This window comes from Nostoc sp. DedVER02 (assembly GCF_034530675.2).
Classification (GTDB): domain Bacteria; phylum Cyanobacteriota; class Cyanobacteriia; order Cyanobacteriales; family Nostocaceae; genus Nostoc.
In genome coordinates this window covers 1-24,631 of the sequence record NZ_JAVRCP020000012.1, presented here as the reverse complement: position 1 = coordinate 24,631, position 24,631 = coordinate 1, and the positions used below count along the sequence as shown (strand labels likewise).

Genomic DNA, 24,631 nt, shown 5'->3' with positions numbered 1-24,631 from the left:
TTCCCCAAAAAATTAGAACGAAAGTCAAAAATACTCGAACATAAAAGGATTTTAAACAATGGTAAGCATCCAAGACATCAAGACTGCAACTATTCAACCAGATTCTTTGGGCAGATTCGGAAGATTTGGCGGTAAGTACGTTCCAGAAACCTTAATGCCTGCATTAAGTGAATTAGAAGCAGCGTTTCAAAAATATCGCAACGAGCCGAGTTTCCAAGCAGAACTGCAAAACTTACTGCGTGATTATGTCGGACGACCCAGCCCACTATATTTTGCTGAACGCTTGACAAAAAACTACGCTCGACCAGATGGCACAGGGCCACAAATTTATTTAAAGCGTGAGGATTTAAATCATACAGGCGCTCACAAAATTAATAATGCTTTAGCTCAAGTGTTGCTCGCTAAACGCATGGGTAAGCAACGGGTTATTGCCGAGACAGGTGCAGGACAACACGGGGTTGCAACTGCAACTGTATGTGCGCGGTTTGGTTTGAGATGTGTGATTTACATGGGTGTCCACGATATGGAACGCCAAGCCCTGAACGTGTTTCGGATGAAATTAATGGGGGCAGAAGTTCATCCAGTAGAGGCAGGTACGGGAACTCTCAAAGATGCAACTTCCGAAGCAATTCGGGATTGGGTGACGAATGTAGAAACAACCCATTACATCCTTGGTTCGGTTGCCGGGCCTCATCCTTACCCGATGATTGTCCGTGACTTCCACGCGGTAATTGGTATTGAAACTCGCGCTCAATCGCAGGAAAAATGGGGAGGATTACCAAATATTTTACTGGCTTGTGTGGGTGGAGGTTCCAATGCCATCGGCTTGTTCTATGAATTTCTCGATGAACCTTCAATGCGTCTAATTGGAATCGAAGCAGCGGGTGAAGGTGTAAATACAGAAAAACACGCAGCCACCTTGACAAAGGGGAAAATAGGTGTATTGCATGGTGCAATGAGCTATTTACTGCAAGATGATGACGGTCAAATTATCGAAGCTCATTCAATTAGTGCCGGATTAGATTATCCCGGTGTTGGCCCAGAACATAGTTATTTAAAGGATCTTGGCCGCGCCGAATATTACAGTGTGACTGATAAACAAGCCTTAGATGCATTTCAAAGACTCTCGCAACTAGAGGGAATTATCCCAGCTTTGGAAACTGCTCATGCGATCGCATATCTCGAAACCCTTTGCCCTGAGTTAGAAGGCAGTCCCCGCATTGTCATCAATTGTTCCGGCAGAGGTGATAAAGACGTGCAAACCGTCGCAAAAGTTTTGATTCCTTAATTTGTTATTTGTCATTTGTCATTTGTCCTTGGTGAATGACCTATGTCCCATGCCCAATGCCCCATGCCCCATGCCCAATTATGATAGCTGTAACTCAAACTCCACCCGAAAACATCGCCATCCCTTCTGAGTTCTACAACTGGCCAGCTTTATTGCAGCAGTTGCTAAATCGGCAATCGTTGACGGTTTCCCAAGCTGCCGATTTGATGCAAGGTTGGCTCACAGATTCTATCCCTCATGTTTTATCAGGAGCGATTTTAACCGCAATTCAAGCCAAAGGCGTATCAGCCGAAGAATTAGTAGGCATGGCCAGCGTCTTACAATCCCAATCCCCTCCTGTAGAGACGCGATTAATCGCGTCTCCCCTAATTGACACTTGCGGAACTGGCGGAGATGGTGCTTCCACCTTTAATATCTCCACGGCTGTCGCCTTTGTTGCTGCTGCCGCCGGGGTAAAAGTTGCCAAACATGGCAATCGTTCAGCATCTAGCAAGACTGGTTCAGCTGATGTGCTGGAAGCTTTGGGGATAAATCTCAACGCCACTCCTGAAAAAGTACAAGCCGCAGTGGGTGAAGTTGGAATCACCTTTTTGTTTGCTCCCGGTTGGCATCCTGCACTCAAAGCGATCGCAACTTTGCGAAAAACTTTGAAAGTGCGGACTGTTTTTAACTTACTCGGCCCGCTAGTAAATCCCATGCGACCGACAGGGCAAATTATTGGTGTGAACGATCCGCTTTTACTAGAGGAAATTGTTCAAGCTTTATCACAATTGGGATGTCAACAAGCGATCGCACTTCATGGACGCGAACGTTTAGATGAAGCTGGTTTAGCAGATGTGACTGACTTAGCTGTACTCCAAGATAAAAAGGTGCGTTCTCTAACGCTGAACCCTCAAGAACTTGGTTTAAGTTTTGCACCCACAACGGCATTGTGCGGTGGAGATGTCCAAGAAAATGCCGAAATTTTGAAGGCAGTTCTTCAAGGTAAAGGCACGCAAGCGCAGCAAGATGTTGTTGCTTTAAATACAGCCCTAGCACTCCAAGTTGGTGAAGCCATTCATGGAGAAACGGATATTTTAGTTGGTTGTGTTAAAGGTATTGTCCTGGCGAAGGAAATTCTGCAAAGCGGCGCGGCTTGGACAAAACTAGAACAACTTGCTGAATTTTTGCGCTAGACGAATCTCTCCTCTACCCAGCCTTCCTCTTTTACGAGGCTACGATGTACAGACAAATTTTCTAAAGCTGCCAATACATTAACCTGCAATGCCAATGCAATTAACCTGCAATGCCAATGCGTTGACCTGCAATGCCAATGCGTTGATCTGCAATGCCAATGCATCGACCTGCAATGTTAATGCATCGACCTGCAATGCCAATGCATCGACCTGCAATGCCAATGCATCGACCTGCAATGCCAATACACCAACCTGCAATGCCAATGCATTAACCTGCAATGCCAATGCATCGACCTGCAATGATTAGCCTTTACGTCCACAAACTATACACAAGGAAAAACAGATGATTATCATACTTAAGAACGGTACACCTGCTGAAGAAATTACTCGCATCAGCCAAGAACTGAATGAAACTTGGAAAGTCACAGTAGAAAAAAGCATTGGCACTCATAAAGTTGTGCTGGGGCTAATTGGCGATACTACTAGCATCGATAAATTGCAGGTTCAGGAATTTAGCCCTTGGATTGAGCAAGTATTACGAGTGCAACAACCTTTTAAGCGGGTAAGCCGAGAATTCAGAGATGGAGAAGCCAGCGAGGTTGTTGTATCTACACCTAACGGTAATGTTTATTTTGGCGAACATCACCCGATCGTAATCGTAGCTGGGCCTTGTTCCGTTGAAAATGAAGCGATGATTGTCGAAACGGCAAAGCGCGTTAAAGCAGCAGGAGCGCAATTTCTCCGTGGTGGAGCTTACAAACCCCGCACTTCACCTTATGCTTTTCAAGGTTATGGTGAAAGCGCTTTAGATTTATTAGCAGCAGCGCGGGAAGCTACTGGTTTAGGTATCGTCACAGAACTGATGGATGCTGCGGATTTATCAGCAGTGGCGAAAACAGCTGACATAATCCAAATCGGGGCGCGAAATATGCACAACTTCTCGCTGCTGAAAAAGGTAGGCGCTCAAGATAAACCCGTGCTGCTGAAGCGGGGAATGTCTGCCACAATTGACGAGTGGTTAATGGCAGCAGAATACATTTTGGCATCTGGAAACCCAAATGTAATTCTTTGTGAACGAGGAATCAGAACCTTTGATGGCAAATATGCCCGCAATACTTTAGATTTATCAGTGCTTCCGGTATTGCGATCGCTGACCCATTTACCGATTATGATCGATCCTAGTCATGGTACTGGTAGGTCAGAATATGTGCCATCGATGGCAATGGCTGCGATCGCAGCTGGTACAGATTCCTTGATGATTGAAGTTCACCCCAATCCCGCAAAAGCTTTATCTGATGGGCCGCAATCTCTCACCCCTGATAAATTTGACCGTTTAGTTCAAGAAATGTCAATTCTGGGCAAAGTAGTTGATCGCTGGCCTACACCTGCATTTAATAGCATTAATGACAACCGCATTCTCTTCACCTCAAAACTATCAAAGTAGACAAAGCGTAATCTAAGCTGATTTTTTATGAATGGCTAAACCCGATCAACAGATTTTCTAAACAAAAGAATCTGTTAGTCGGGTTTTCATAGTGTCTAATTATTGTAGAGACGGCGATTCATCGCGTCTAATTATTCGACGATTCATCGCGTCTAATTATTCGGCGATTCATCGCGTCTCCTGCCTTAACCGTAATGATTTTTATTACTTAGGATAGTTTCGAGTTAAATAAAGTTGTGTTTAAAATTACAAGTAATTAAAAACTACATTTGTAGAAAACTAATTTCCCCTGCGATCGAGGAGTAATAATGCTTTTAAGTCAAAATCAACGTGTTGTAGGTGTATTTACTCATCGTCGAGATGCAGAGCAGGCGCTACATGAGTTGAGAGATTCTGGCTTGACGATGGAAAAAGTATCTGTAATTGTCCAAAATGCAGACCGCAATCATCAGATTGCCGATGATGAAATTAAAGAACGCACTGCTGATAAAGCCGACGAAGGTGCAACTGTAGGAGGACTTTCAGGGGGCGCTGTTGGAGGCTTAACCGGTTTATTAGTAGGTCTTGGGACTTTAGCAATCCCTGGAGTTGGGCCAATAATGCTCGCTGGCGCAGCTGCAACTGCTTTGGTTACAACCCTTGTTGGTGCAAGTATTGGTGCTGCTACTGGCACTTTTGCTGGTGCGCTAGTTGGTTGGGGAATATCAGAAGAACAAGCTAGATCATACAACGAGCGAGTAGAGCATGGACACTATTTCATAATTGTGGATTGTACATCTTTTGAAATTGCTAAAGTAGAAGCAATTCTACAGCGTTGGGGTATTGAAGAGTTTGGTATTTACGAGCCTCTAAGTAGTGAGCAATTACCTACAAATTATCTGGGCACAACAAATTCTACTACTACCATTCCTAATAAAAATGGGATTCTGAGTAAGTATGCTATTAGTTGTTTTGATAATATAGATAATGCTGAAGCCGCAATTAACAATATGTATGTCGCAGGTTTTTCAGCAAATCAGATTTCCTTAATTTGCAAAGATTTTTCTCAATTGGTTGGCTCCACTGATATTAATTTAAGTGAGCGTTTTGACGCTATGAGGCTAGGAATACCAGATGATTGGGCACGCTTTTACAACGAGCAAATTAATCTCGGTAATTACATACTTATTGTTAGCGGCACAGACAACGAGCTTGAACAGGCTAGCTTAATTGTTGGCAATTATGGAGTTCATGAATGTCAAGTTTATGACCCCATGTTAATCCGTTCTTGAAAAAGAGTACTGGAAATTTTAATAATTTTGTTAAAAGAAACAAATATAGGAATCCGGTTTGATTTGGAGAAAATATCCGTAGGATGTGAGCGCAAAGAGTCCGGCATCAAACCCGTGATAATAGTGCGTTACGAACTCCGTTCTAACACAACGCCAGTTGCTACAACGGAGGGAACCTCCGCAACGCACTGGCTCCTCTACAATACCTAATTTCGTTCAAAAATCAAATAGTAATCCTATATATAGCAATACTTTCAAAATTCTCCGTCTTTAGGCTAATCCATCTGGTTTTAGGTAGATGCCCTTATCCACTTCGTTGTCAGAGAAAAGTAACTCCCGCGATTTAGTTGAAAATAGTATAGGATATCGAACTACCTATTTTTTTTGAGTTCGTGCATACTTCTCACAACCTTTGTAACTAGATTTCTGGGTGTAAATCTGACACTTTCGGTCAATAACTTATTTCTCATCCCAGGAACAACAACAGTTTTATTTTTCATTAAACCCCGATAACCAATATTAGCAACGGTTTCCGTGTCCATCATTCTGTTAACGCTAGCAATCTTTGAATCTTCCATTGCAGCAGTTTGTTGAAATTCCGATGCTGTCGGCCCCGGACAAAGAACAGTCACGCTAACACCCGTACCCTCTAATTCATTAGCGATCGCTTCTGAAAATGATAATACATAGGCTTTAGTAGCAAAATACACTGCCATTAAAGGCCCTGGTTGAAAAGCTGCTGCTGAGGCGACATTTAAGATTTTTCCATAGTCTTGCTCAATCATATCCTTGAGAAATAACTTTGTTAAATGAGTCAAAGTCACCATATTTACCTGAAGCATTTGCAGTTCAACACTGAGGTCTGTTTCGCTAAATGCTCCATAAGTACCAAAGCCAGCATTATTAACTAGCACATCAATTTTGATAGATTCTTGCTGGAGTTCGGTAAAAATTTCTTTTGGGGATGTTGGAATAGATAAATCCTTAACCAAAATTTTCACAAAAATCCCAAATTTTTGCGGAAATTCACTTATAATTTCAGTAAGTTTTTGTTCATTTTTATCCACTAACACCAGATTGTAACCATGACGAGCAAAAATCTGGGTTAATTGATAGCCAATCCCACTAGCCGCTCCTGTAATTAGAGCAGTTTTTTTTTGCCGACTTTCAGATGTTTTATTCATGCTAGAAAAATGGCGAAGGTGAGTTAATTAATTTAAGTTTTATAAATTTAACTACAGCAATATATAATGTTTGCTGTAGCTACTTTTATGCAGACAATAAATGATGCTATCCACCTGAAACGAGTATGCTTTAATTAAGCATAAGAGACGCAAATATAAAAATCTGTATCTATATAAACAAGAGCAAAAATATTTACTATCGTTATCAGAATTCAGCACCCAGGAGTCAGAATTTAGCAAAAATCCAGTATGCTTGGTATATGTATACTCAAATATTCTCTTGATTCTTTAACTATTCTGACTCCTGAATTCTGACTCCTGAATTCTTACATATTGTCATTAATGCCACAACATAATTCTGTTGATATAACTGATGTGCAAGCAGCACAAGAGCGAATTTTGGGAATTGCCCACCGCACCCCTGTGCTAACTTCTAGAACGGTTAACGATCGCACCAATAGCCAAGTATTCTTTAAGTGCGAAAACTTTCAACGCACAGGGGCATTTAAATTTAGAGGCGCATACAACGCCTTAACGCAACTATCGCAAGCTCAAAAACAAACAGGTGTTATCACATATTCATCGGGAAATCATGCCCAAGCGATCGCTCTAGCTGGTAGACTCCTGAATATTCCCACCACTATTGTCATGCCTGATGATGCACCCATTGTCAAACAAACTGCTACTCGTGGTTATGGTGCAGAGATAATTTTATACAATCGCCAAGACACAAACCGGGAAGAATTAGCCCAAAGTTTAGCAGATAATCGTTCTCTCACTCTGATTCCCCCTTACGATCATCCTCATGTAGTCGCTGGACAGGGGACAACTGCTTTAGAACTGATCCAAGAAGTTGGTGAATTGGATTTATTGTTAGTTTGTTGTGGCGGTGGTGGATTACTATCAGGAAGTGCGATCGCAGCCAAAGCACTTTTACCCAATTGTAAAGTAATCGGCGTAGAACCAATACTTGCCGACGATGCTACTAGATCCTTTCACACCAAAACCCTACAAACTGTCAAAAATCCTCATACCATCGCCGATGGTGCGCGGACTCCTAGCCTTGGTAAAATTACTTTTCCCTTAGTGCTGCATTATGTCGATGATATGGTGACGGTATCTGAAGAAGCGATTCTTCGCACCATGTTTTTCTTATGGGAACGTCTAAAAATTGTCGTTGAACCCACCGGAGCCCTAGCAGCAGCAGCCTTACTCGAAGGCGTGGTGACAGCACCAGAATCAAAGATTGGTGTCATCATCAGTGGTGGAAATGTAGATTTGGCCCAAGTAGGTACACTTTATGCTAGATTACCCGTTTTTGCCGACAAGGAATTTGAATGATCAACTCTGTACCCTCTCCAGGTGTAGAAATGCACTCAATTGTACCCTGATGTTTGTCTACTACGATTTGATAAGTGATCGATAATCCTAAACCAGTACCTTGTCCTACAGGTTTAGTAGTAAAAAAAGGATCAAATATTCTTTGTCTAACACTATCACTCATCCCTACCCCATTGTCCTTAATGGAAATGGCAACTAAATCAGGATTGACTACTTGGGTACGAATAGCGATCGCACTATAATTACTCTTAATCCCCTCCGTTGTTTTTCCTTGATTTGACCTTTCCAAAGCATCAATTGCATTATTAAGAACATTCATAAATACCTGATTTAATTGCCCGGCATAACATTCTACATTTGGCAAATCACCGTAATTTTTGATAATCTCAATTGGCAACTTATGTGGTTTTACTTGGAGACGGCTTTGCAAAATTAGTAACGTACTCTCAATTCCTTCATGAATGTTAACAGCTTTCATGTCGGCCTCATCTAACCGAGAGAAATTACGCAATGTCAGCACAATTTCTCGAATACGTTCCGTACCAATTTTCATAGAAGATAAAGTTTTAGGTATATCTTCTTTAATAAAATCAACATCAATATTTTCTAAAAAATCTTCGATCTCTGGAGTTAAATTTGGATATAGATTTTGATAAAAATTAATTAAGCTCAGTAAATCCTGTGTGTATCGCTCAATATGATCTAAGTTACCATGAATAAAACTTACAGGGTTATTGATTTCATGAGCAATCCCAGCAATCATTTGCCCCAAACTTGACATTTTTTCTGTTTGAATAAGTTGGGTTTGAGTTAATTTTAATTCACGCAGTGTTTGCTTTAATCGGGCATTTTTTTCATTTAATTCCCTAGTTCTTTCCTCTATCTTATCTTCTAGGTTGGCGTAGAGTCGGGCATTTTCTAAGGAAATCGCTGCTTGTGAAAATAGTATTTTTAATAATTGTATCCTATCCGAAGTAAATGCTCCTACTGTTAAATTATTTTCTAAGTAAAGTAAACCAATTAACTTACCTTGATTAACAATAGAAGTACACATAAGTGATTTGATTTTATGCTCAATAATATACGGATCTATCGTAAAATTTCCTTCGTTACTGGCATCAGATAAAACCACATCTTTCTTTGTTCTTGTAATATAATTAATTACAGACAAAGGCAATTTGTCAGTATTTTCAAATGGTATTGATTGACCAACAGTTAAATCATCCTGATCGACAGTTGCTTGAGCTTCAATAAATAACTTTCCTCCTTTATCTAGGAGCAAGATACCAGTTTGAGCGCCAGCATTCTCAATTACAATTGTCATCAACTTTTCTAGCAAATTTTCCAATAAAATTACTTCTGATAAAGTTTGTGATGCTTTAATAACTGTAATAAAATCTAGTTTACTTGACTTTTCGTTAGCAGTAGAAGTAGTAATAGTATTACTTGTCAAGCCTACTTCTGAGTGAGTAGAAGGAGAAACTTTAACAATTAATTTTGGGTATTTTAATTCCAGATCCTTAAATTTAGCACTTGCTCCCCAACGACGATAACCATAATATGCCTTTGTCATGTATAGCGAAGCAAATTCATTTCTTCCTAGACTAAGATAGAATTCTGCTGCACATTCATAAGCAAGTGCTTCTTCATGAATATATCCAGAATTATGAGCGCCTTGAATTGCGCGATCGTAGTATTCCATCGCTACTAAGGCTTGTCCTAAAAATCGTGCTTTTTCTGCCTCTACCAAGTCATATTTATGCTGATTATTTACGGGTGCATAATCAGCCCATTCTTTTAATTGTTTTTGATTTTCTTCTACTATCTCCATCGCAGACTTTCTATCTGTTCGGGAAGAAGTATTTAAACATAATTTCAACAATGCTAGAGAATAATAAAACTTATATTGAGATAGATAAACAGTCCCGCTAACTGCAACTTCATACTGTTGTGCTAATTGAGAATTTTCAACAGACTGACTATAATTTTTAAAGAAATAACTCAAAATACTTTTGGCAAGATAAGCATAAAAAATAGCTGTAATATTCCCTGCCATTCTCTGCATTACTGATTCATTAAAACTATCACCTTCTAAGTAAAATTCATTATCCTGACCTTGAACTAGTTCAATTACCATTTGTTGCAAAATTAGCAAACAAATAGTAAAATGTTCTTGTTGAATCTTAGATGCTAAATTAATATATTGTTCTAGTCTTTGTTCAATAATCTCTAAATTTTCTCCAGCCCAGAAAGGATGCCAACAAACTAACAATCCATTGTAACCTACATACTCAATATCCCCTGTCTCTAAACCACTTTGAACACCATCTTGTAAAGGTTCTATAGTTGCTTTAATATGTTCTTTCCAATGTCTAACAAAAATATTAAATAATGCATACACTTTAGATTTAATTTCTCTAGCGTTGAATTTATCTAAAATCAGCAAAGATAATTTACCAAATCGATATCCTGATTCAATATCCTTAAGAGGCCCACATAAAATTAGCCCATAAAAACCATAGGCATAAGCTGCAAAAGATGAATTACCATACTGCATGCACAAATCAACCATTGTAAAAGCAATCAGTGGTAAAAGTGCAGGATCGGCTAAATAAGCGGGAGGCATAGCTGTCATTAGTATTCTCATGGCAGCTAGCTTATGAGCATCAGTCATTTCTGGCAGATTGACTAATTCTTCAATTGTTAACTCTGCTGGTGGAGTTTGAGATAAAGAAACTCCCAGCATCTCTAGCACATACAAATCTAAATCTAATGCTTCTCGCATTCGATTTTGAGCAACATAGAACTGAATTTTTTTCTCATATACTTTCACAGCATCAAGAATAGTTTTACTATTACTTATAACGCTAACAAATAATGATTCTGCTTGCTCAAAATTTGTATTTAAGTACTCTGTCTCCACAGTTTCTACATGAAGTTTGAGAGTTAATTCATAATGGGTTTGCCAACAATCATCTGCAAGCAAACTTAGACCTTGCCTCAGAAACTTTACAGCAGATTCGTAAGCAGCAGAATCCTTAGCCTTACACCCGGAAATAAGATTTAACTCAGCTATTCTATATTTTTCTTCTGGAAAATTAATTAGTTCAATACCGATATTTAACTGGTTAACAACATCGAAGATTCTCTCTTCTAATAAACTTTGGTCTATATTGTTTAATAGCAGTCTCCCAATATTTAGATGAATCTCTTTTTTTTCCTCATCAGGTATCAATCCATAAGCCGCTTGTTGCACGCGATCGTGCAGAAATTTATAATCAATTGCAAAAATTTCAACATCATCTAATAGATGTGGTAGCTTGTAACTATCACTTAAAGGTATAATTAACCCAGCTTGTAATGCTTCCCAAATATCTAAAGCTGTGTCATGTTGAGATTTTTTGTTAACACAAGAAAGTATATTTAAATTAAAGCGATTACCAATACATGCAGCTATTTTTAAAATATTTTGTGTAGTATTTTTGAGCTTTTGAATTTTACCTATCATTAATTCAACAACATTATCAGTAATTTCTAGCATTTGAATTTGTTGAATTTCACATTGCCATTTGCAAATGCTAAAATTAAACCAAAGCAGTTTTTCTTGATGAATAAACTTGAGTAATTGATTAATAAAGAACGGATTACCAGCAGTTTTATTAAAAATTAATTTTGCTAATTCTTTAGAATCATCTAAACCAGATTTTAGGGTGTCGCTAACTAATTGGTAAATATGAGTAATTTCTAGATTTTGACAGTGAACAATCTTGATAGAACTACTATTTTTTTCAATTTCTCGCAAAGCTAACATTAAAGGATGACTGGTATCAACTTCATTATCTCGATAAGCTCCGATGAGCAATAAATATTGAATATCAGTATCTGTAGCCAATAACTGAATTAATTTTAATGAAGCTAAATCTGCCCATTGTAAATCATCTAAAAATATAACTAATGGATGCTCTTTTTGAGCAAATACATTGATAAACTTTTGAAAAACTAAGTTAAAGCGATTTTGGGCTTCTGCTGAAGATAATTGTGGTACTTCTGGTTGTTTACTGACGATCAGTTCCAATTCAGGAATAACATCAATAATAATTTGAGCATTTGGGACTAAAGCCTCTAAAAGTTTTTCTTTCCAAGTGGCTAATTGTGCTTCGCTTTCTGTCAGTAATTGCTGCATTAACTCTTGAAATGCCTGAATCAGACAAGCATAAGGAATATTACGTTGAAATTGCTCAAACTTCCCAGTAATAAAATAACCTCTGTTCTTGATAACAGGTTTATGAATTTCGTTAACTAATGCTGATTTACCAATACCTGAGTAACCTGTAACTAATATTAATTCTTTATTTCCTTGGTTAACTTTTTCAAAAGCAGTCATTAAGATATCTATTTCTGCCTCTCGTCCGTACAACTTTTCGGGAATTTGCAGTTGGCTAGAATGATCCTGCTGACCAATAGAAAAGTTGGTTATGGAATTAGTTTGCTCTAACTGATTGAGACAGGTTTCTAAGTCCGCTTTAATCCCAAAAGCACTTTGATATCTTTCCTCAGCAGTTTTGCTGAGTAATTTCATAACAATTGTAGAAATCACTTGAGGGATTTGTGGCTTTAACTGTTCTACTGTTATGGGTTGTCTAGCAATATGACAATGAACTAACTCCATTGGATCAGTTGCTGAAAACGGTAACTGACCTGTGAGCATTTCATAAAATGTTATACCCAAAGAGTAAAAGTCTGTCCGGTAATCAACTGAGCGATTCATTCTTCCAGTTTGCTCTGGAGACATATAAGCTAGAGTTCCTTCAAGCAAATCAGGATTACTGAGTTTGGGTTTTTCTTGAAAAAGCAATGATGAGATAGAAAAATCAATGATTTTAATTTGACAGTTTGTTAAATTAACAAGAATATTTTGTGGTTTAATATCTTTATGAATAATATGATTTTTGTGTAATTCACCTAAAGCTTGGGTAATTTGAATCCCAATATTGAGAAATTTTTTTAATTCAAAGTTTTCTGTATGAATACTTTTATAAAGAGAAGTTCCATCAAAGTTTTCTAAAATAATGGCAAAGCCATTGTTGTATGTTTCTAGACTGTGAGCTTGAATAACTCCTGGGATATCCAAATTTTTGATTAGCTCATATTCATGTTTGCAGCCTGCTATATCTCTTAACTCGGGATATTCTGTTTTTAAAAGTTTAATAACTACTATTTGACCATCTTGATTTCTCTTGGCTCGATAAACGGAAGTTTTTATTCCTTCATCAATTAGCTCTATAATTTGGTAATTTAATAATGTAACCATTTGTAATATTTAAATAAAATTTTGAAATGAAGGTTCTATTTTCAGAAAATAATAAATACATTTTTAAAGTCGGTTATAGAACAAACTTTAAAAATGCATCTATCTACCGAATAATATAGGTTTTAACGACCTGAATAATGCTAACTTTTGTTGATTTTGTCAAAATGCATCTTGTTAATTTGAATGTACCCTTATAACCAAGAATCCCACTCACCAATAATTTCTTTGGTGTATTTTATATGAAAGCATTGGTTCAGAATAGCTCGTGTTGCTTGCATTGCAGACATTACTGTGGCTTCCACACAACCGGAATTATAACCGTTGTTAATCCAGTCGCCAGTTAGATAAAGGTTATCAAACCCAGATTCATCAGTTTTGAGTCGATATTTGCTACTTCCAGGTACAGAAAGTACATACCGTTCTGATGGGTTAATGTTAACTCGCCAGTATTGAGCTTTAAAGCGTTCTACGCCCTGACGGTTTTGAAAATCTACTAGTAAATCCCAATTCAAACCTTGGGGATTTTTGGGCTGAGTAGCATTAGGCCATAGGTGTCCGACGTGATTGTTGAGGAAGTTAATTGCTTCTTGCTCAACTTTTTGTTGGGCTTTAGCTGGAAAATCATAAGCTGTGTGAGGAGGAATCCCTGGATCTGCAATTACACCAGTGAAATAAGCTGCATTGTAAGGATAATGTTCAGAAGGCCAATTTTCTCGTTGTACTAACTCGCTCATATCTGCATAGACATCGAGCGGTTCAACGTAAGCTCCAAGCACGGGGCTAGATTTTTGCCATCCTAATTGCGATAACGTAGGCTTAAGCCATATTTGTCCACCTTGAGTAGTTACTGTCTTGACTTGCGTTAACATCTCGCTCCATTTTTGGTGAGCCGGATTTTTTTTAGCATGGAGCAATTCACTGCAAATAGAGGGTAAGGCAGCTATAGAAATTCCTAGTAAGGCAATATCAAAATCATTGCCTTTGGTGAGAGTAATTTTGTCTACATTCTGCCAAGGTGTCCAATATGACTCAAGGTTAATTTCTTTGTCTTGGAGTTTTTGAGCTTCTTCATCGACAATCTGATCGTAAAGAGGTTCACTAGGCCAACAATCAATGTCTTTAACTGTGATGAGTGGTTGATATTCTTGCTTTGGGTTTTTTAAATTTACCTGACGAGCCAAAGTGATACTAGCAATTGATTGTTGATCTTTATCCAAGTGCAACTGCTTAATAACATGAAAAAACTTAAATTTTACACCGCGACGCTTTAGCACTTTATATAGTGGAGTGACGACTACCTCCGCCATCCCTGATTGCATTTTCCACATGATTGCGCCATTGTATTTGAACAAAATCGTGGTGAGGACACGAATAGCTGTTCCGGCTGCTAGTTGCGGTTTATCGGTATTACCTTCTGGAAAACCATAGACTAAATCGTATAAAACGCGAATAAATGCTGATTTAACGCTTGATTCCCTAGCTCCGTGTTTTCGTAGCCAGTCTTTGTAGTTATACTCATCTAAACTATCTAGGGAACGAAAATCAATTATCTCGTCTAAAAATAAACCCCGGATGTTTGCTAATGCTAAGTCGATGAGTGTTAAACGCCAACACATCTCAGGGTTTTGTCCGATTTTAGATTCTATCTGACCAATCAACTCTTCTTGAAATCGGTCTATGAGCTTAAGAATCAACTGGTGATGTTCGCGTCTATGAGTTTTGGGATTTTTGGGCAGTGATTTAGCTAGGTTGTAAGCAAGATTTAAGAATACTTTTTCAGAAGTCAAGTCTAGATTTTGAAGGATAGTACCAATGAATTGATTGATATTGTTCAGCCATCCTCCCCAAAACATCGGTTTTTGAAGAAATAACTGAATCAACTGGCTAGGAAACTGCAAGAGACTACTATCTGATAAATATTCCATTACCTCTTTGCCTAATGCCATTTGTTTGGCAAGAGATGCTGAAGAACCTTTAGTAAACTTGGACTGACTATAATTATCAATTACTGTGTAAGTCTGAATGACGAATTCAATGGTTGTGCAGATATGATCCCAAAGGGAAGAAATACCGCCGCCTTTCCAAGGAACTAGAGAATTGGTAGGAAAATCAAAAGGCAGAGTTACCCAATTTTTATTAATGTATTCTTCTAGGACAATGAGACTATGGGGTTTGAATGCGTCTTCTATAGTGCTGAAAGGCCCGTTACCACCTAATTCGTCATAACATTGCTTGAGTAGACGAAAGGCATTTTCGTAGAATCCAAAAAAAATGTGCAGTCCATGTTCTTCGATGCGATAGTCTGGTTCACGATTAGGTGCATCGGGTTTGATGTTGCGTCCAGTTGCACATTTACCACCCAAGCGCCAACCTGTCTGATAAATAGTAATGTCGTAGAGACTATCCCATCCTGGTTGACTGGTTAATTCATAAGCGGTGGTTAGTGATGACATTCCACCGCCTAAGATAGCGATTTTTTTGGGCTTGAAGGTTTTAGACATGGTTGTTTTTCTTTGTCAATAAGGTAGTAATTTTTACTCAAAACTCAGAGGGTGTTAGAAAAGTCTGGGCAACTATCAGTCACGACTACACGAGACTTTAGATTTCTTAGAAGGTTAGTAAACCCTTGATTTATTAGCCCATGTCAGTGGACGATAACTTGTGTAGTAGCGAATTATATATTCGTCCAATACTAATTTTTCTGTGGTGCTTGCCAAACGGCTTTCCCGTCTTTGAGAGTGAAGTCGAAATGCAGCACGAAACCAAGCTTTACGGCGATATTTACTGATTCACTACCTGCGGGATAACCTTTGTCTAGTCCTAAATCTTGGACGATTGGTTGGCTAGCGAATTTATTGATTTTTAATTGAAATTGATCGCCAAAATCATTGAAGCCAAAGAGTTTTCCGCCATAGAAGGTTTGTAGTTGCATGGGGGATTCAATCAGTGCTTGATAGCAAGCTTTTTTGCTATTTTCTACGTCGCGGATTTGTTTGAGGGTAACAAGGGGAACGATTCTTTCTAGGAGATATTCGAGGAGGTTGAAGGGTAACTGTAAGCCGGGAATTAGAATTTCGTCATTATCAAATAATAAGCTAGCGATCGCTCTTACTGCTTCTTCAAAATTGTCCCATGTTTTGATAGCTTGATGTTTCTCTCCTCTACTGATGCGTTGAACTTCCAGCAGGCGAGCATCTATAGATTGGCTTGTAGGAGAAAATTCTTTAAATACTAAGGTGTCTACAGTGAATAAATCCGGTTCTTGATTTAATTCAGGGATCTGAAATAGGCCAAGTTCTTTAAAGAAGCCGTAGACTTCTCTACCAGAAACTAGGATGGGAGAATTATTTACGTACACGTAAGGCATAAACCAAGCTAGGCGTTCGGCTATGAATAAAGGCCCGACTCTTTTACCTACCACTGTCAACATCCAAAAAATGGCTTCTTCTTCATGCACAGTTCCTTTGTCATAGTCGGGAGGATAGATAGAACTTAAAGAATCTATCTTGTTGAACGTCAAGACGAGATAGTTCATCGCTGGACGATATTCAATCTCTCCGTTATTGGGATCGTTGAGATATTTATCACACACCTCTTGTAACTTCGCCATTGAACCCTCAACGACAAAGCCGTACATTTTTGTCCCTTTGATTTCGTAGGGTTGATTAAACGCCTGTCCATCTGCCCTTTCTATATATTTGGGATATGGTAATGTGTTACCACTTCCGCAAAAGTAATTTTTGAAAAAACTAGTCATGTCTTGTTCCATATTTTTGCCTTTTACCGCTAAATCTTGGAACAATCGATCTGGCTTCTGTTGCAATTGAGTAAAGTAATTTGTCAGCTTTTGGGGTTCTTGAAGTAGGGCAGTAAATTCACTAACAGCGCCTAAAGCTGTATGGAAACTTGCTTGCAAAGGATTGTCGGTGTTCATAGGGTTTTGACTAATTGACTTGGTTGTTTTTATACCAGTTGAGTTGCCTAATTATATATACAGAGAGATGAGAATATTAGATACCTCTCTGTTTCTGTCCTATTGTGTCAAAGGAGTTTTCATTTGTCCCTAATAAAATTAAAAATTTTGAAAAAATGCCTATATAAGTGCGTTTTAAGCTTTTAGATGGCGTAGATAAGCTTTGAGTAATCATGGTTATGTTTATAAATTTGACTCCATAGAGAATGTAAGTATTTTGGTAGGTTCAACTTTTGCATTTAGCTGTTGTGTAACTATAACTAGTGGTTTAGGTATCAAAATCGATATACTACGGTAGTATTTTCATGTTGCTTTGGGCTACTAGCTGAGAAGAAAACCCCAATAATCTGTAAAATATATGACAATCGTTGTTCAGCACAGGGCCTTGTTTGAAGTGTTCCCTTTACACTGACTTTTCTAACAAATTGCTCAAACAGTAAATCTTGTACAAGGTTTATCACTAAAGCGATCGCTATTTATCCAATAGCCACTGTCAGGAGGGCTGATTGGCTATGGTATTGGAGGAGAGAGCGCGATCGCATTTGTGAATATCTACATATATGCAGTTGCTACAACTGGTATAAAACATTTGATTACCCTCATAGGTTAATAGCCTAGAAAGCGATCGCTTGAAATCCTAACACTACATAAAATCAGGATTTTTGCGAACAATGTTTACGTATGTTAATATTGCTTGGTTTAGGTACGGATATTCGGTATGGTTTCCATAAAGACTGTTCTCAACAATTCTGAGCAAGTAACTCGGTTGTTTTCTCATCTCGAATTTGATGGAAAAAAGCTCAATCATCAACCGGGTAGCGTATTGGGAAGTACTGCATTGATTGCAGGAACTACTGTTGGGGCGGGGATTCTTGCCCTACCAGCCGTCACCATGCCATCTGGGATTGTACCATCCACATCTGGACTGATTGCTGTTTGGCTCTACGCTTTAGTTTCCGGGTTATTAGTTGCAGATGTTACCTTAAACACGATGCGAACAGAAGGGCGTGCGAGTATCGGTTTTTTGGGAGTTGTTGAGAAAATCCTTGGTAAACTGGGAGCGCGAATGGCTGGCGGTGCATATTTATTCATGCACTATGCTCTTTTAGTGGCATACATCACCCAAGGCGGAGAGATTTTAGCTTCTGCGGCGGCAAAAATTGGGGGTTTGCAAATGTTGCCTACGTGGGTGGGTACAACGACTTTCACGCTTTTATTTGGTGGCATTATGTATCTTGGGCGAGAAAAGTTTATTGAAAAATTAAACAGCGCCTTTGTCGGAATTGTCATCGTTTCCTTCTTAGGATTATTGTTTTTGGCGAGTAGGCACATTCAGAGTACCCTACTGTTATTTCAGAATTGGAGTGCCCTTGGTAGCGCTATTTCAGTAATGTCTGTGGCACTATTTTTCCAAAACGTTGTGCCTGTGGTTGTAACCCAACTCGAAGGGGATGCCCGCAAAATTCGTCAGTCTATCTTTATTGGTTCTGTGATTCCTCTAATTATGTTTTTGGCGTGGAATGCTGTAATTTTAGGAAGCGTCAGTTCTGATATAGTACATGGTGCATCTGACAGTAAGACTGTTCTCGATCCACTACAAATTTTAAGAGCAGGTGGGGCAGGGGAATGGTTAGGGGTGCTAGTATCCATTTTCTCAGAGTTTGCGATCGCTACATCATTCATTGGATTTGTCTACGGTTTGCTGGATTTATTGAAAGATATTTTCTTCGTTACACAAAGTAAATTTTCTAGTCGCCTCCCCTTATATTCCCTGGTTCTTTTCCCTCCAATGACTCTCGGAACGCTCAATCCTAGCATCTTTTTTACTGCCCTAGATTACACCGGAACATTCAGTATCTCAGTTCTCGGTGGAATTATTCCAGCGTTAATGAGTTGGAAGCAACGTCAAGAACAAAAAAATTTAGATAGCATAAATCAATCACTCGTTCCTGGTGGGAAGGTGACGCTAATTGTGATGATTGGAGTGGCATTAGCGATGATAGGAAGACAAATTCTGTCGATTTACTAAAAAGCTTAATGTAATATTGTAAATATATACTTGTAGTATATATTCTGCCAACCACAATCTTATGAGTGATACTCGCCTCGTCAAAATCAGCAAATATCTCAGCAAATATCTGCGACACACACCGGACGCAATTGGAATTAAACTTGCTCCCGGTGGTTGGATTGCTGTTGATGAACTACTTACAGCTTGTGCTAAAAACAAGTTTCCCATTACCCGTCAAGAGTTAGAGGCGGTAGTTGAATCCAGCGATAAACAACGCTTTTCTTTTGATTCTACAGGTACTCTGATTCGGGCTAACCAAGGACATAGTGTAAAAGTCGATTTACAATTAGAGCCTGTTACTCCTCCAAATGAGCTTTATCACGGTACAGGACACAAATCTGTAGAGTCAATTCTGCAAACAGGACTTTGCAAAATGTCACGGCATCATGTTCATTTATCAAAGGATATTGCAACAGCGCAAACTGTTGGTGCAAGGCATGGAAAAGCAGTAGTTTTTGCTGTAAATACTGTGGCAATGCATCAGGCGGGTTATATTTTTTATTGTTCTGCTAATGGTGTTTGGTTAGTGGATCATGTGCCACCTGAGTATCTACAAAGAATTTGAGTGTTCATAAGTTGTTAAGATTTATTTAGAAATCTGTAAATACGAACTGTCCCCTTGTTTTAAGTATTTGATAGCATTGCGTCTACCCGCAACTTCTGACAGCAGTTGTAATTGGCGCTTTGGACTATACCAAAAGGCAGCTTATAGTGGATGTCATTGTCATGGTTATGAGGGATTATGGCTTTTTTTCTACCAAGACTTGCACCATAGGTATAGAGTTCTCAAAATTATTGTTAGTTCAGAAAACTGACGCTAATAATTACTTAAATTACTGATTAATAAGTGCAGCATCGAATCAAGGGAATTATGGTAACTAAACTCGAAGCATTTAAATCACCTCGATTTATCGGAAAACCAATTTTAGCAGATGTAGATTTTTTTGACTCTTTGGAAAAAATTGATCAATTTGCTGCTGATGCCGGCATACAAATTTTTGTAACAAGTTCAACTCGGATACAGGGAGGTAGTGTATTTGGAGCAATTGTACGTCCTGCAAGTCGGTCGAATCACTTGGTAGGTCATGGTATCGATATGAATATTATGTTAGGACAACGGTTATTTAATAGTGAAGCTTTGGATAAGAAAAACTTAAACAACCTTCCACAAGTAATTCAGAATTTTATTAAAAGTATCCGTCAAGATCCTATTCTGCGATGGGGTGGAGATTTCAACCCTGAAGATCCGGTTCATATTGATGATAGTTTAAATTTGAGAGAACCTAGCACTTGGGATGCAAAATATCCAATTATCCAGTCTGAAATGATTGCTTTATCACAGCCTAATACCGTTTCAGGGCAGCCAAGACTTCTATTTCTCAGTCAACCATTTATGCAAGGAGATGACGTACTTGCTCTCCAAAAAGCACTTTCCAAGAAGGGTTTTAACGTTAAGATAGACGGTATATTTGGTTCGGCTACTGATGTTGCTGTAACAGCATTTCAGAAAAGCGAAAACTTAATCGCCGATGGAATTGTTGGTTCTGGAACTCGAAAAGCACTTGGGTTGTAAAACTTGAGAAAAATTTGGTAAAATTCCTCAAGCTTTAGAGAATGTTTGAAAAGTCCTGTTGCTTGATTTTTGTTGTTTACAGTAACTTGAAGCCAAGATGATTGAGAACTTCCCGCAAGCGATCGCGTCCTCTCAATGATTCAACAGTGGCGATCCTTTGGGCTGAGTGTTCTGACCAATCACCAGCGACATTCATCTGTTGTTCAGTATAGAATTCTTTGATGATGTCGTTGTAGTGAGCGATCGCTTCTTCTTGTTCTGCCAATTTATAAGTTTCGCGGTGCAGCACAGCTGATTGTGGCAACCTTGGCTTAATCGCTGCTTCTACCTCTGGATTTGGATAGCCTACACACAACCCAAATACAGCATACACAGAGGAAGGTAAATTTAATATCTCTGCTACCTCTTGCGGTTGGTTGCGGATTCCGCCGATATATACTGTTCCTAAACCAAGCGACTCGGCTGCGGCTGTTGCGTTTTGTGCCGCCAAAGCTGCATCAATTGTTGCCATCACAAACATTTCCAAGTATTCTAGGGCATCATGAGATATGCTGCGACTCTCAGCAACGTAACTTAGACGCGCTAAGTCTGCTAACCAAACCAAGAATAAAGGAGCCTGTTTAATATGTGCTTGGTTCCCCGCTAATTTAGATAACTCGTCTTTGCGTTCTTGATTTTCAACTGCTACCACACTCCAGGTTTGTAAATTAGAGGAAGTAGACGCAGATTGGGCGGCTGCAATTAGCAACTCCAGAGTTCCTGGCGGTAGAGGATCGGATAGATAAGACCGGATGGAACGGTGAGATAATAGTGCCCTTAGAGAATCATTCCATTGTTCAGGATTGAAGGGGATTTCACCGTAGCGCGATCGCAGTAGTTCTGTAGGATTAGTCATAATCAACTCCCAGATTTTCAGATATTTTATCAAAGCAGAACTCAGGAGTCAGGAGTCAGAAAACAAGTATGAATTATATATTTATAAGAAGATTCAGAATTACAGGTATAAATTCTGTACGAGTGGGTAACGAATAGAGGTTAAAACCTGGCAACTCTACAAGACGCTACCGCGAACGCCCCACTACACGCTTTCGCCCGAAGTCAAGCGAAAAGAATTAAAATATTCTCGCCTTAAAACTCTATCCCTTTATGGGTAGAGTATTCTGAATTCTGAATTCTGTATTCTGACTCCTGTTTTATTGCTGTGACTGGGTTTTAAGTTTTTGAGCCTTTCTATAAAACTGTGGTTTTAATGCTTTAGCATAAAACCAACGCAAGAACCTGAAAAACGGAAGTTAACACGAAATGTATGCTGACATTTACCCAGCTTAAACCACCTAATGGCGATGCAGCAGTAATCTTTACTCTGGCGCTAACAGCAGAAGAACGTACCCGTAGCCGTCATCGCTTTGAAACGGAAGATGGTATTGTGTTTTTACATTTACCCAGAGGAACTGTTTTACACGATGGCGATATTCTACTAGAAGAAACCCATAACAGTTTAATTAGAATTACTGCCAAACCAGAACTAGTAATAACTGCTTTTGCCCAAACACCACTTTTATTATTGAAGGCGGCATACCATCTGGGAAATCGCCATGTACCTGTAGAAATTACCCCGACTTATTTACGCTTCTCCTCCGATTCGGTTTTACAAGCGATGTTGGAACAACTAGGATTAGAAGTTAAAGAAGAAAATTTACCATTTCAGCCAGAATTAGGGGCTTATGGACAACACCATCATGCTCACTGATAGCCATCTTTTGAGTATTTTGCAGTTGGCTAGCCCCGCCTTGCCTGTGGGAGCGTATAGTTATTCTGAAGGCTTAGAAATGCTGGTAGAAAATGGTACGATCGCTAACCACACACAACTCAAAGATTGGTTAAAAGCAGAGTTACTCTACGGGGCAATTCGGTTAGAGGCGGCGGTGATGGTACGATCGCAGCAATCGGCAAAAATGAATGATGTCGAGTCGCTATGCCGTTGGAATCTGTGGTTATCCGCAGCTAGGGAAACAGAAGAGTTACGCGCCTCTAGTTGGCAGATGGGGCGATCGCTCATCCAATTACTTGGTAAATTAGAACCGGAGATTATACCTATTGCCAATGCTGTCGGTAATCCTTGCAATTATGCGATCGCTTTTGGTATTGCCATTGCCCATTGGCAAATCAACATCAAAGCTGCATTGCTTGCATATCTGCATAGTTGGGCAAGTAATTTGATTACTGCTGGCGTAAAACTTATTCCCCTTGGTCAAACAGCAGGACAGCAGTTATTGCTAGATTTGCAACCATTATTTAGCACTGCATCCCTAGAAATTTTAGCCTTGGAGGATGATGAACTTGCCTGTTGTAGTTGGGGTTTATCACTGGCAAGTATGCAGCATGAAACGCAGTATACAAGGTTGTTTAGGAATTAGGGAATTGGGAATTGGGAATTTGGCATTGGGAATTGGGAATTGGTCAAAAACTAAGGACTAATAACTATGTACCAAAGGTAAATGACAAATGACAAATGACAAATGACAAAGGACAAATAACAATGAATGCATTTAGAGTAGGAGTTGCTGGCCCGGTGGGTTCGGGGAAGACGGCTTTGGTGGATGCTTTGTGTAAGGGATTACGTGAACAGTATCAAATTGCGGTGGTGACAAATGATATCTATACTCAGGAGGATGCCCAATTTTTAGTGCGTTCTCAAGCTTTGGCTAGCGATCGCATTTTGGGTGTAGAGACTGGCGGTTGTCCTCATACTGCTATCCGCGAAGATGCTTCAATGAATTTGGCAGCAATTGAACAGTTAGAGGAACGTTTTATCGATTTGGATTTGGTATTTTTAGAAAGTGGCGGTGATAACTTAGCTGCTACCTTTAGTCCAGAATTGGTGGATTTAACAATTTACGTCATTGATGTTGCGGCTGGTGATAAAATTCCTCGCAAGGGTGGCCCCGGTATTACCAAGTCTGATTTGTTGGTGATTAACAAAACAGATTTAGCACCTTATGTAGGCGCAGATTTAAGTGTGATGGAACGGGATGCTAAAAAAATGCGCGGTGATAAACCTTTTATTTTTACTAACTTAAAAATTCAGTCGGGACTTGCAGATGTCATTAACTTTGTTTGTACAAATATTTGTTGAAAATAATTTTATCAGTTGAGCTATGGAAAAAAATGAACAACAAATTCTCCATTCATGGGCAGTGAACGCCAAACTGTGGACTCGTGTAATTCGTGACCAACTTCTTGAGAGCCGCGCTTTAGTTACAGACAGAGCGATTGTAGAAGCCGTAGTTCAACTTGAACCGCGAACGTTTTTAGACATCGGGTGTGGTGAAGGGTGGTTATGCCGTGAACTGTTCTGTCGCGGGTTTGATGGATGGGGAGTTGATGGCATTGCGGAGCTTGTCGAATCAGCACGGTGCTTTGGTGATGTCCGCTTTGTTGTATCTTCATACTCGGATCTTTCGTCACAAAAATTTGGCAGCATTAACAAGTTTGACTGCTTCATCTGCAATTTTTCATTGCTGGGAGAACACGCTGTTGAAGAAATAGCTCAAGCAGGTAAGAGTTTGTTAGGAAAGAACTCCTGCCATTATGAGAGTAAGCGATCAAGGTTGAAGAAATAGCTCAAGCAGGTAAGAGTTTGTTAGAGGATAAGGGGAAAATAATCATTCAAACACTCCATCCTCTGATGGCTTGTGGGGACTCTCCATACTCTGATGGGTGGCGGGAAACTTCCTGGCAAGGAATACAATTGGAGGCGTTTGCTCCTGCTCCCTGGTACTTCAGAACAATCGAATCATGGATTCTTGAGTTTCATCTGAGAAATTACCGATTGGTGAAGTTAATAGAACCCTGTCACCCAAAGACTAAAAAACCAGTCTCAATTATATTTATCTTTGAACAACATTGATTTTCAATTTGAATACAGCACTTCCCGAAGTTATAAGGTACATTAATTGCTCGAATTATTGTTTGTCTGTGTTAATAGTCTGTCAAGTTT

The 24,631-nt window shown here is 39.2% G+C and carries 18 protein-coding genes; 12 read left to right on the top strand and 6 right to left on the bottom strand.

Annotated elements, in window-relative coordinates; all coding sequences use genetic code 11:
- Positions 1-58: 58 nt before the first annotated feature.
- Positions 59-1,288, top strand: a complete 1,230-nt coding sequence (gene trpB, locus RMZ41_RS14030) for a tryptophan synthase subunit beta (protein WP_322642861.1) — start codon at positions 59-61, stop codon at positions 1,286-1,288.
- Positions 1,289-1,368: 80 nt separating this feature from the next.
- Positions 1,369-2,463: an anthranilate phosphoribosyltransferase gene (gene trpD, locus RMZ41_RS14025; RefSeq protein WP_322642860.1), complete on the top strand. Its 1,095-nt coding sequence runs from the start codon at positions 1,369-1,371 to the stop codon at positions 2,461-2,463.
- Positions 2,464-2,541: 78 nt separating this feature from the next.
- On the opposite strand, the gene RMZ41_RS14020 is transcribed toward trpD, so the two are convergent.
- A complete protein-coding gene (locus RMZ41_RS14020; protein WP_322642859.1) occupies positions 2,542-2,763 on the bottom strand; it encodes a hypothetical protein in 222 nt (73 codons plus the stop codon).
- A 43-nt stretch (positions 2,764-2,806) separates the two neighbouring features.
- On the opposite strand from RMZ41_RS14020, the gene aroF reads away from it, so the two are divergent.
- Entirely contained in the window at positions 2,807-3,907 is a 1,101-nt protein-coding gene (aroF, locus tag RMZ41_RS14015; protein ID WP_322642858.1) for a 3-deoxy-7-phosphoheptulonate synthase, read from the top strand.
- 308 nt (positions 3,908-4,215) lie between these two features.
- On the top strand, positions 4,216-5,178 hold the full coding sequence (locus tag RMZ41_RS14010; RefSeq protein WP_322642857.1) for a general stress protein: 963 nt from the start codon (positions 4,216-4,218) through the stop codon (positions 5,176-5,178).
- A 371-nt stretch (positions 5,179-5,549) separates the two neighbouring features.
- Here the strand turns inward: RMZ41_RS14010 and RMZ41_RS14005 are convergent, their stop codons facing one another.
- Complete coding sequence (locus RMZ41_RS14005; protein WP_322642856.1) at positions 5,550-6,362, bottom strand: SDR family oxidoreductase; 813 nt, start codon at positions 6,360-6,362, stop codon at positions 5,550-5,552.
- Positions 6,363-6,704: 342 nt separating this feature from the next.
- On the opposite strand from RMZ41_RS14005, the gene RMZ41_RS14000 reads away from it, so the two are divergent.
- Complete coding sequence (locus RMZ41_RS14000; protein ID WP_322642855.1) at positions 6,705-7,703, top strand: threo-3-hydroxy-L-aspartate ammonia-lyase; 999 nt, start codon at positions 6,705-6,707, stop codon at positions 7,701-7,703.
- On the opposite strand, the gene RMZ41_RS13995 is transcribed toward RMZ41_RS14000, so the two are convergent.
- From RMZ41_RS13995 to RMZ41_RS13985, 3 genes are all read right to left on the bottom strand, one after another.
- Positions 7,666-13,014: an AAA family ATPase gene (locus tag RMZ41_RS13995; protein ID WP_322642854.1), complete on the bottom strand. Its 5,349-nt coding sequence runs from the start codon at positions 13,012-13,014 to the stop codon at positions 7,666-7,668. The genes RMZ41_RS14000 and RMZ41_RS13995 overlap by 38 nt on opposite strands.
- Before the next feature lie 191 nt (positions 13,015-13,205).
- Positions 13,206-15,515, bottom strand: a complete 2,310-nt coding sequence (locus RMZ41_RS13990) for an NAD(P)-binding protein (protein ID WP_322642853.1) — start codon at positions 15,513-15,515, stop codon at positions 13,206-13,208.
- 191 nt (positions 15,516-15,706) lie between these two features.
- Entirely contained in the window at positions 15,707-16,948 is a 1,242-nt protein-coding gene (locus tag RMZ41_RS13985; protein WP_322642852.1) for a hypothetical protein, read from the bottom strand.
- Between the two features lie 757 nt (positions 16,949-17,705).
- Between RMZ41_RS13985 and RMZ41_RS13980 the strand changes: the two genes are divergently transcribed.
- The 3 genes from RMZ41_RS13980 to RMZ41_RS13970 all read left to right on the top strand — a co-directional run bounded on the left by RMZ41_RS13980 (position 17,706) and on the right by RMZ41_RS13970 (position 20,631).
- Positions 17,706-19,016: an amino acid permease gene (locus tag RMZ41_RS13980; protein ID WP_322642851.1), complete on the top strand. Its 1,311-nt coding sequence runs from the start codon at positions 17,706-17,708 to the stop codon at positions 19,014-19,016.
- A 61-nt stretch (positions 19,017-19,077) separates the two neighbouring features.
- Complete coding sequence (locus RMZ41_RS13975; RefSeq protein WP_322642850.1) at positions 19,078-19,623, top strand: RNA 2'-phosphotransferase; 546 nt, start codon at positions 19,078-19,080, stop codon at positions 19,621-19,623.
- A gap of 306 nt (positions 19,624-19,929) precedes the next feature.
- On the top strand, positions 19,930-20,631 hold the full coding sequence (locus RMZ41_RS13970) for a peptidoglycan-binding domain-containing protein (protein WP_322642849.1): 702 nt from the start codon (positions 19,930-19,932) through the stop codon (positions 20,629-20,631).
- Positions 20,632-20,707: 76 nt separating this feature from the next.
- On the opposite strand, the gene RMZ41_RS13965 is transcribed toward RMZ41_RS13970, so the two are convergent.
- Complete coding sequence (locus RMZ41_RS13965) at positions 20,708-21,526, bottom strand: NADPH-dependent oxidoreductase (protein WP_322642848.1); 819 nt, start codon at positions 21,524-21,526, stop codon at positions 20,708-20,710.
- 411 nt (positions 21,527-21,937) lie between these two features.
- Here RMZ41_RS13965 and ureE point away from each other — a divergent pair, with 411 nt between their 5' ends.
- From ureE to RMZ41_RS13945, 4 genes are all read left to right on the top strand, one after another.
- Positions 21,938-22,381: an urease accessory protein UreE gene (gene ureE, locus RMZ41_RS13960; RefSeq protein WP_322642847.1), complete on the top strand. Its 444-nt coding sequence runs from the start codon at positions 21,938-21,940 to the stop codon at positions 22,379-22,381.
- Positions 22,356-23,048, top strand: coding sequence for an urease accessory protein UreF (locus RMZ41_RS13955; protein WP_322642846.1), 693 nt, complete (start codon positions 22,356-22,358; stop codon positions 23,046-23,048). The genes ureE and RMZ41_RS13955 overlap by 26 nt, the downstream gene beginning before the upstream one ends.
- 122 nt (positions 23,049-23,170) lie before the next feature.
- Positions 23,171-23,767 (top strand): urease accessory protein UreG, encoded by a 597-nt coding sequence (gene ureG, locus RMZ41_RS13950; RefSeq protein ID WP_322642979.1) that lies wholly within the window; start codon positions 23,171-23,173, stop codon positions 23,765-23,767.
- 61 nt (positions 23,768-23,828) lie between these two features.
- A complete protein-coding gene (locus RMZ41_RS13945) occupies positions 23,829-24,254 on the top strand; it encodes a class I SAM-dependent methyltransferase (RefSeq protein ID WP_322642845.1) in 426 nt (141 codons plus the stop codon).
- Positions 24,255-24,631 lie beyond the last annotated feature (377 nt).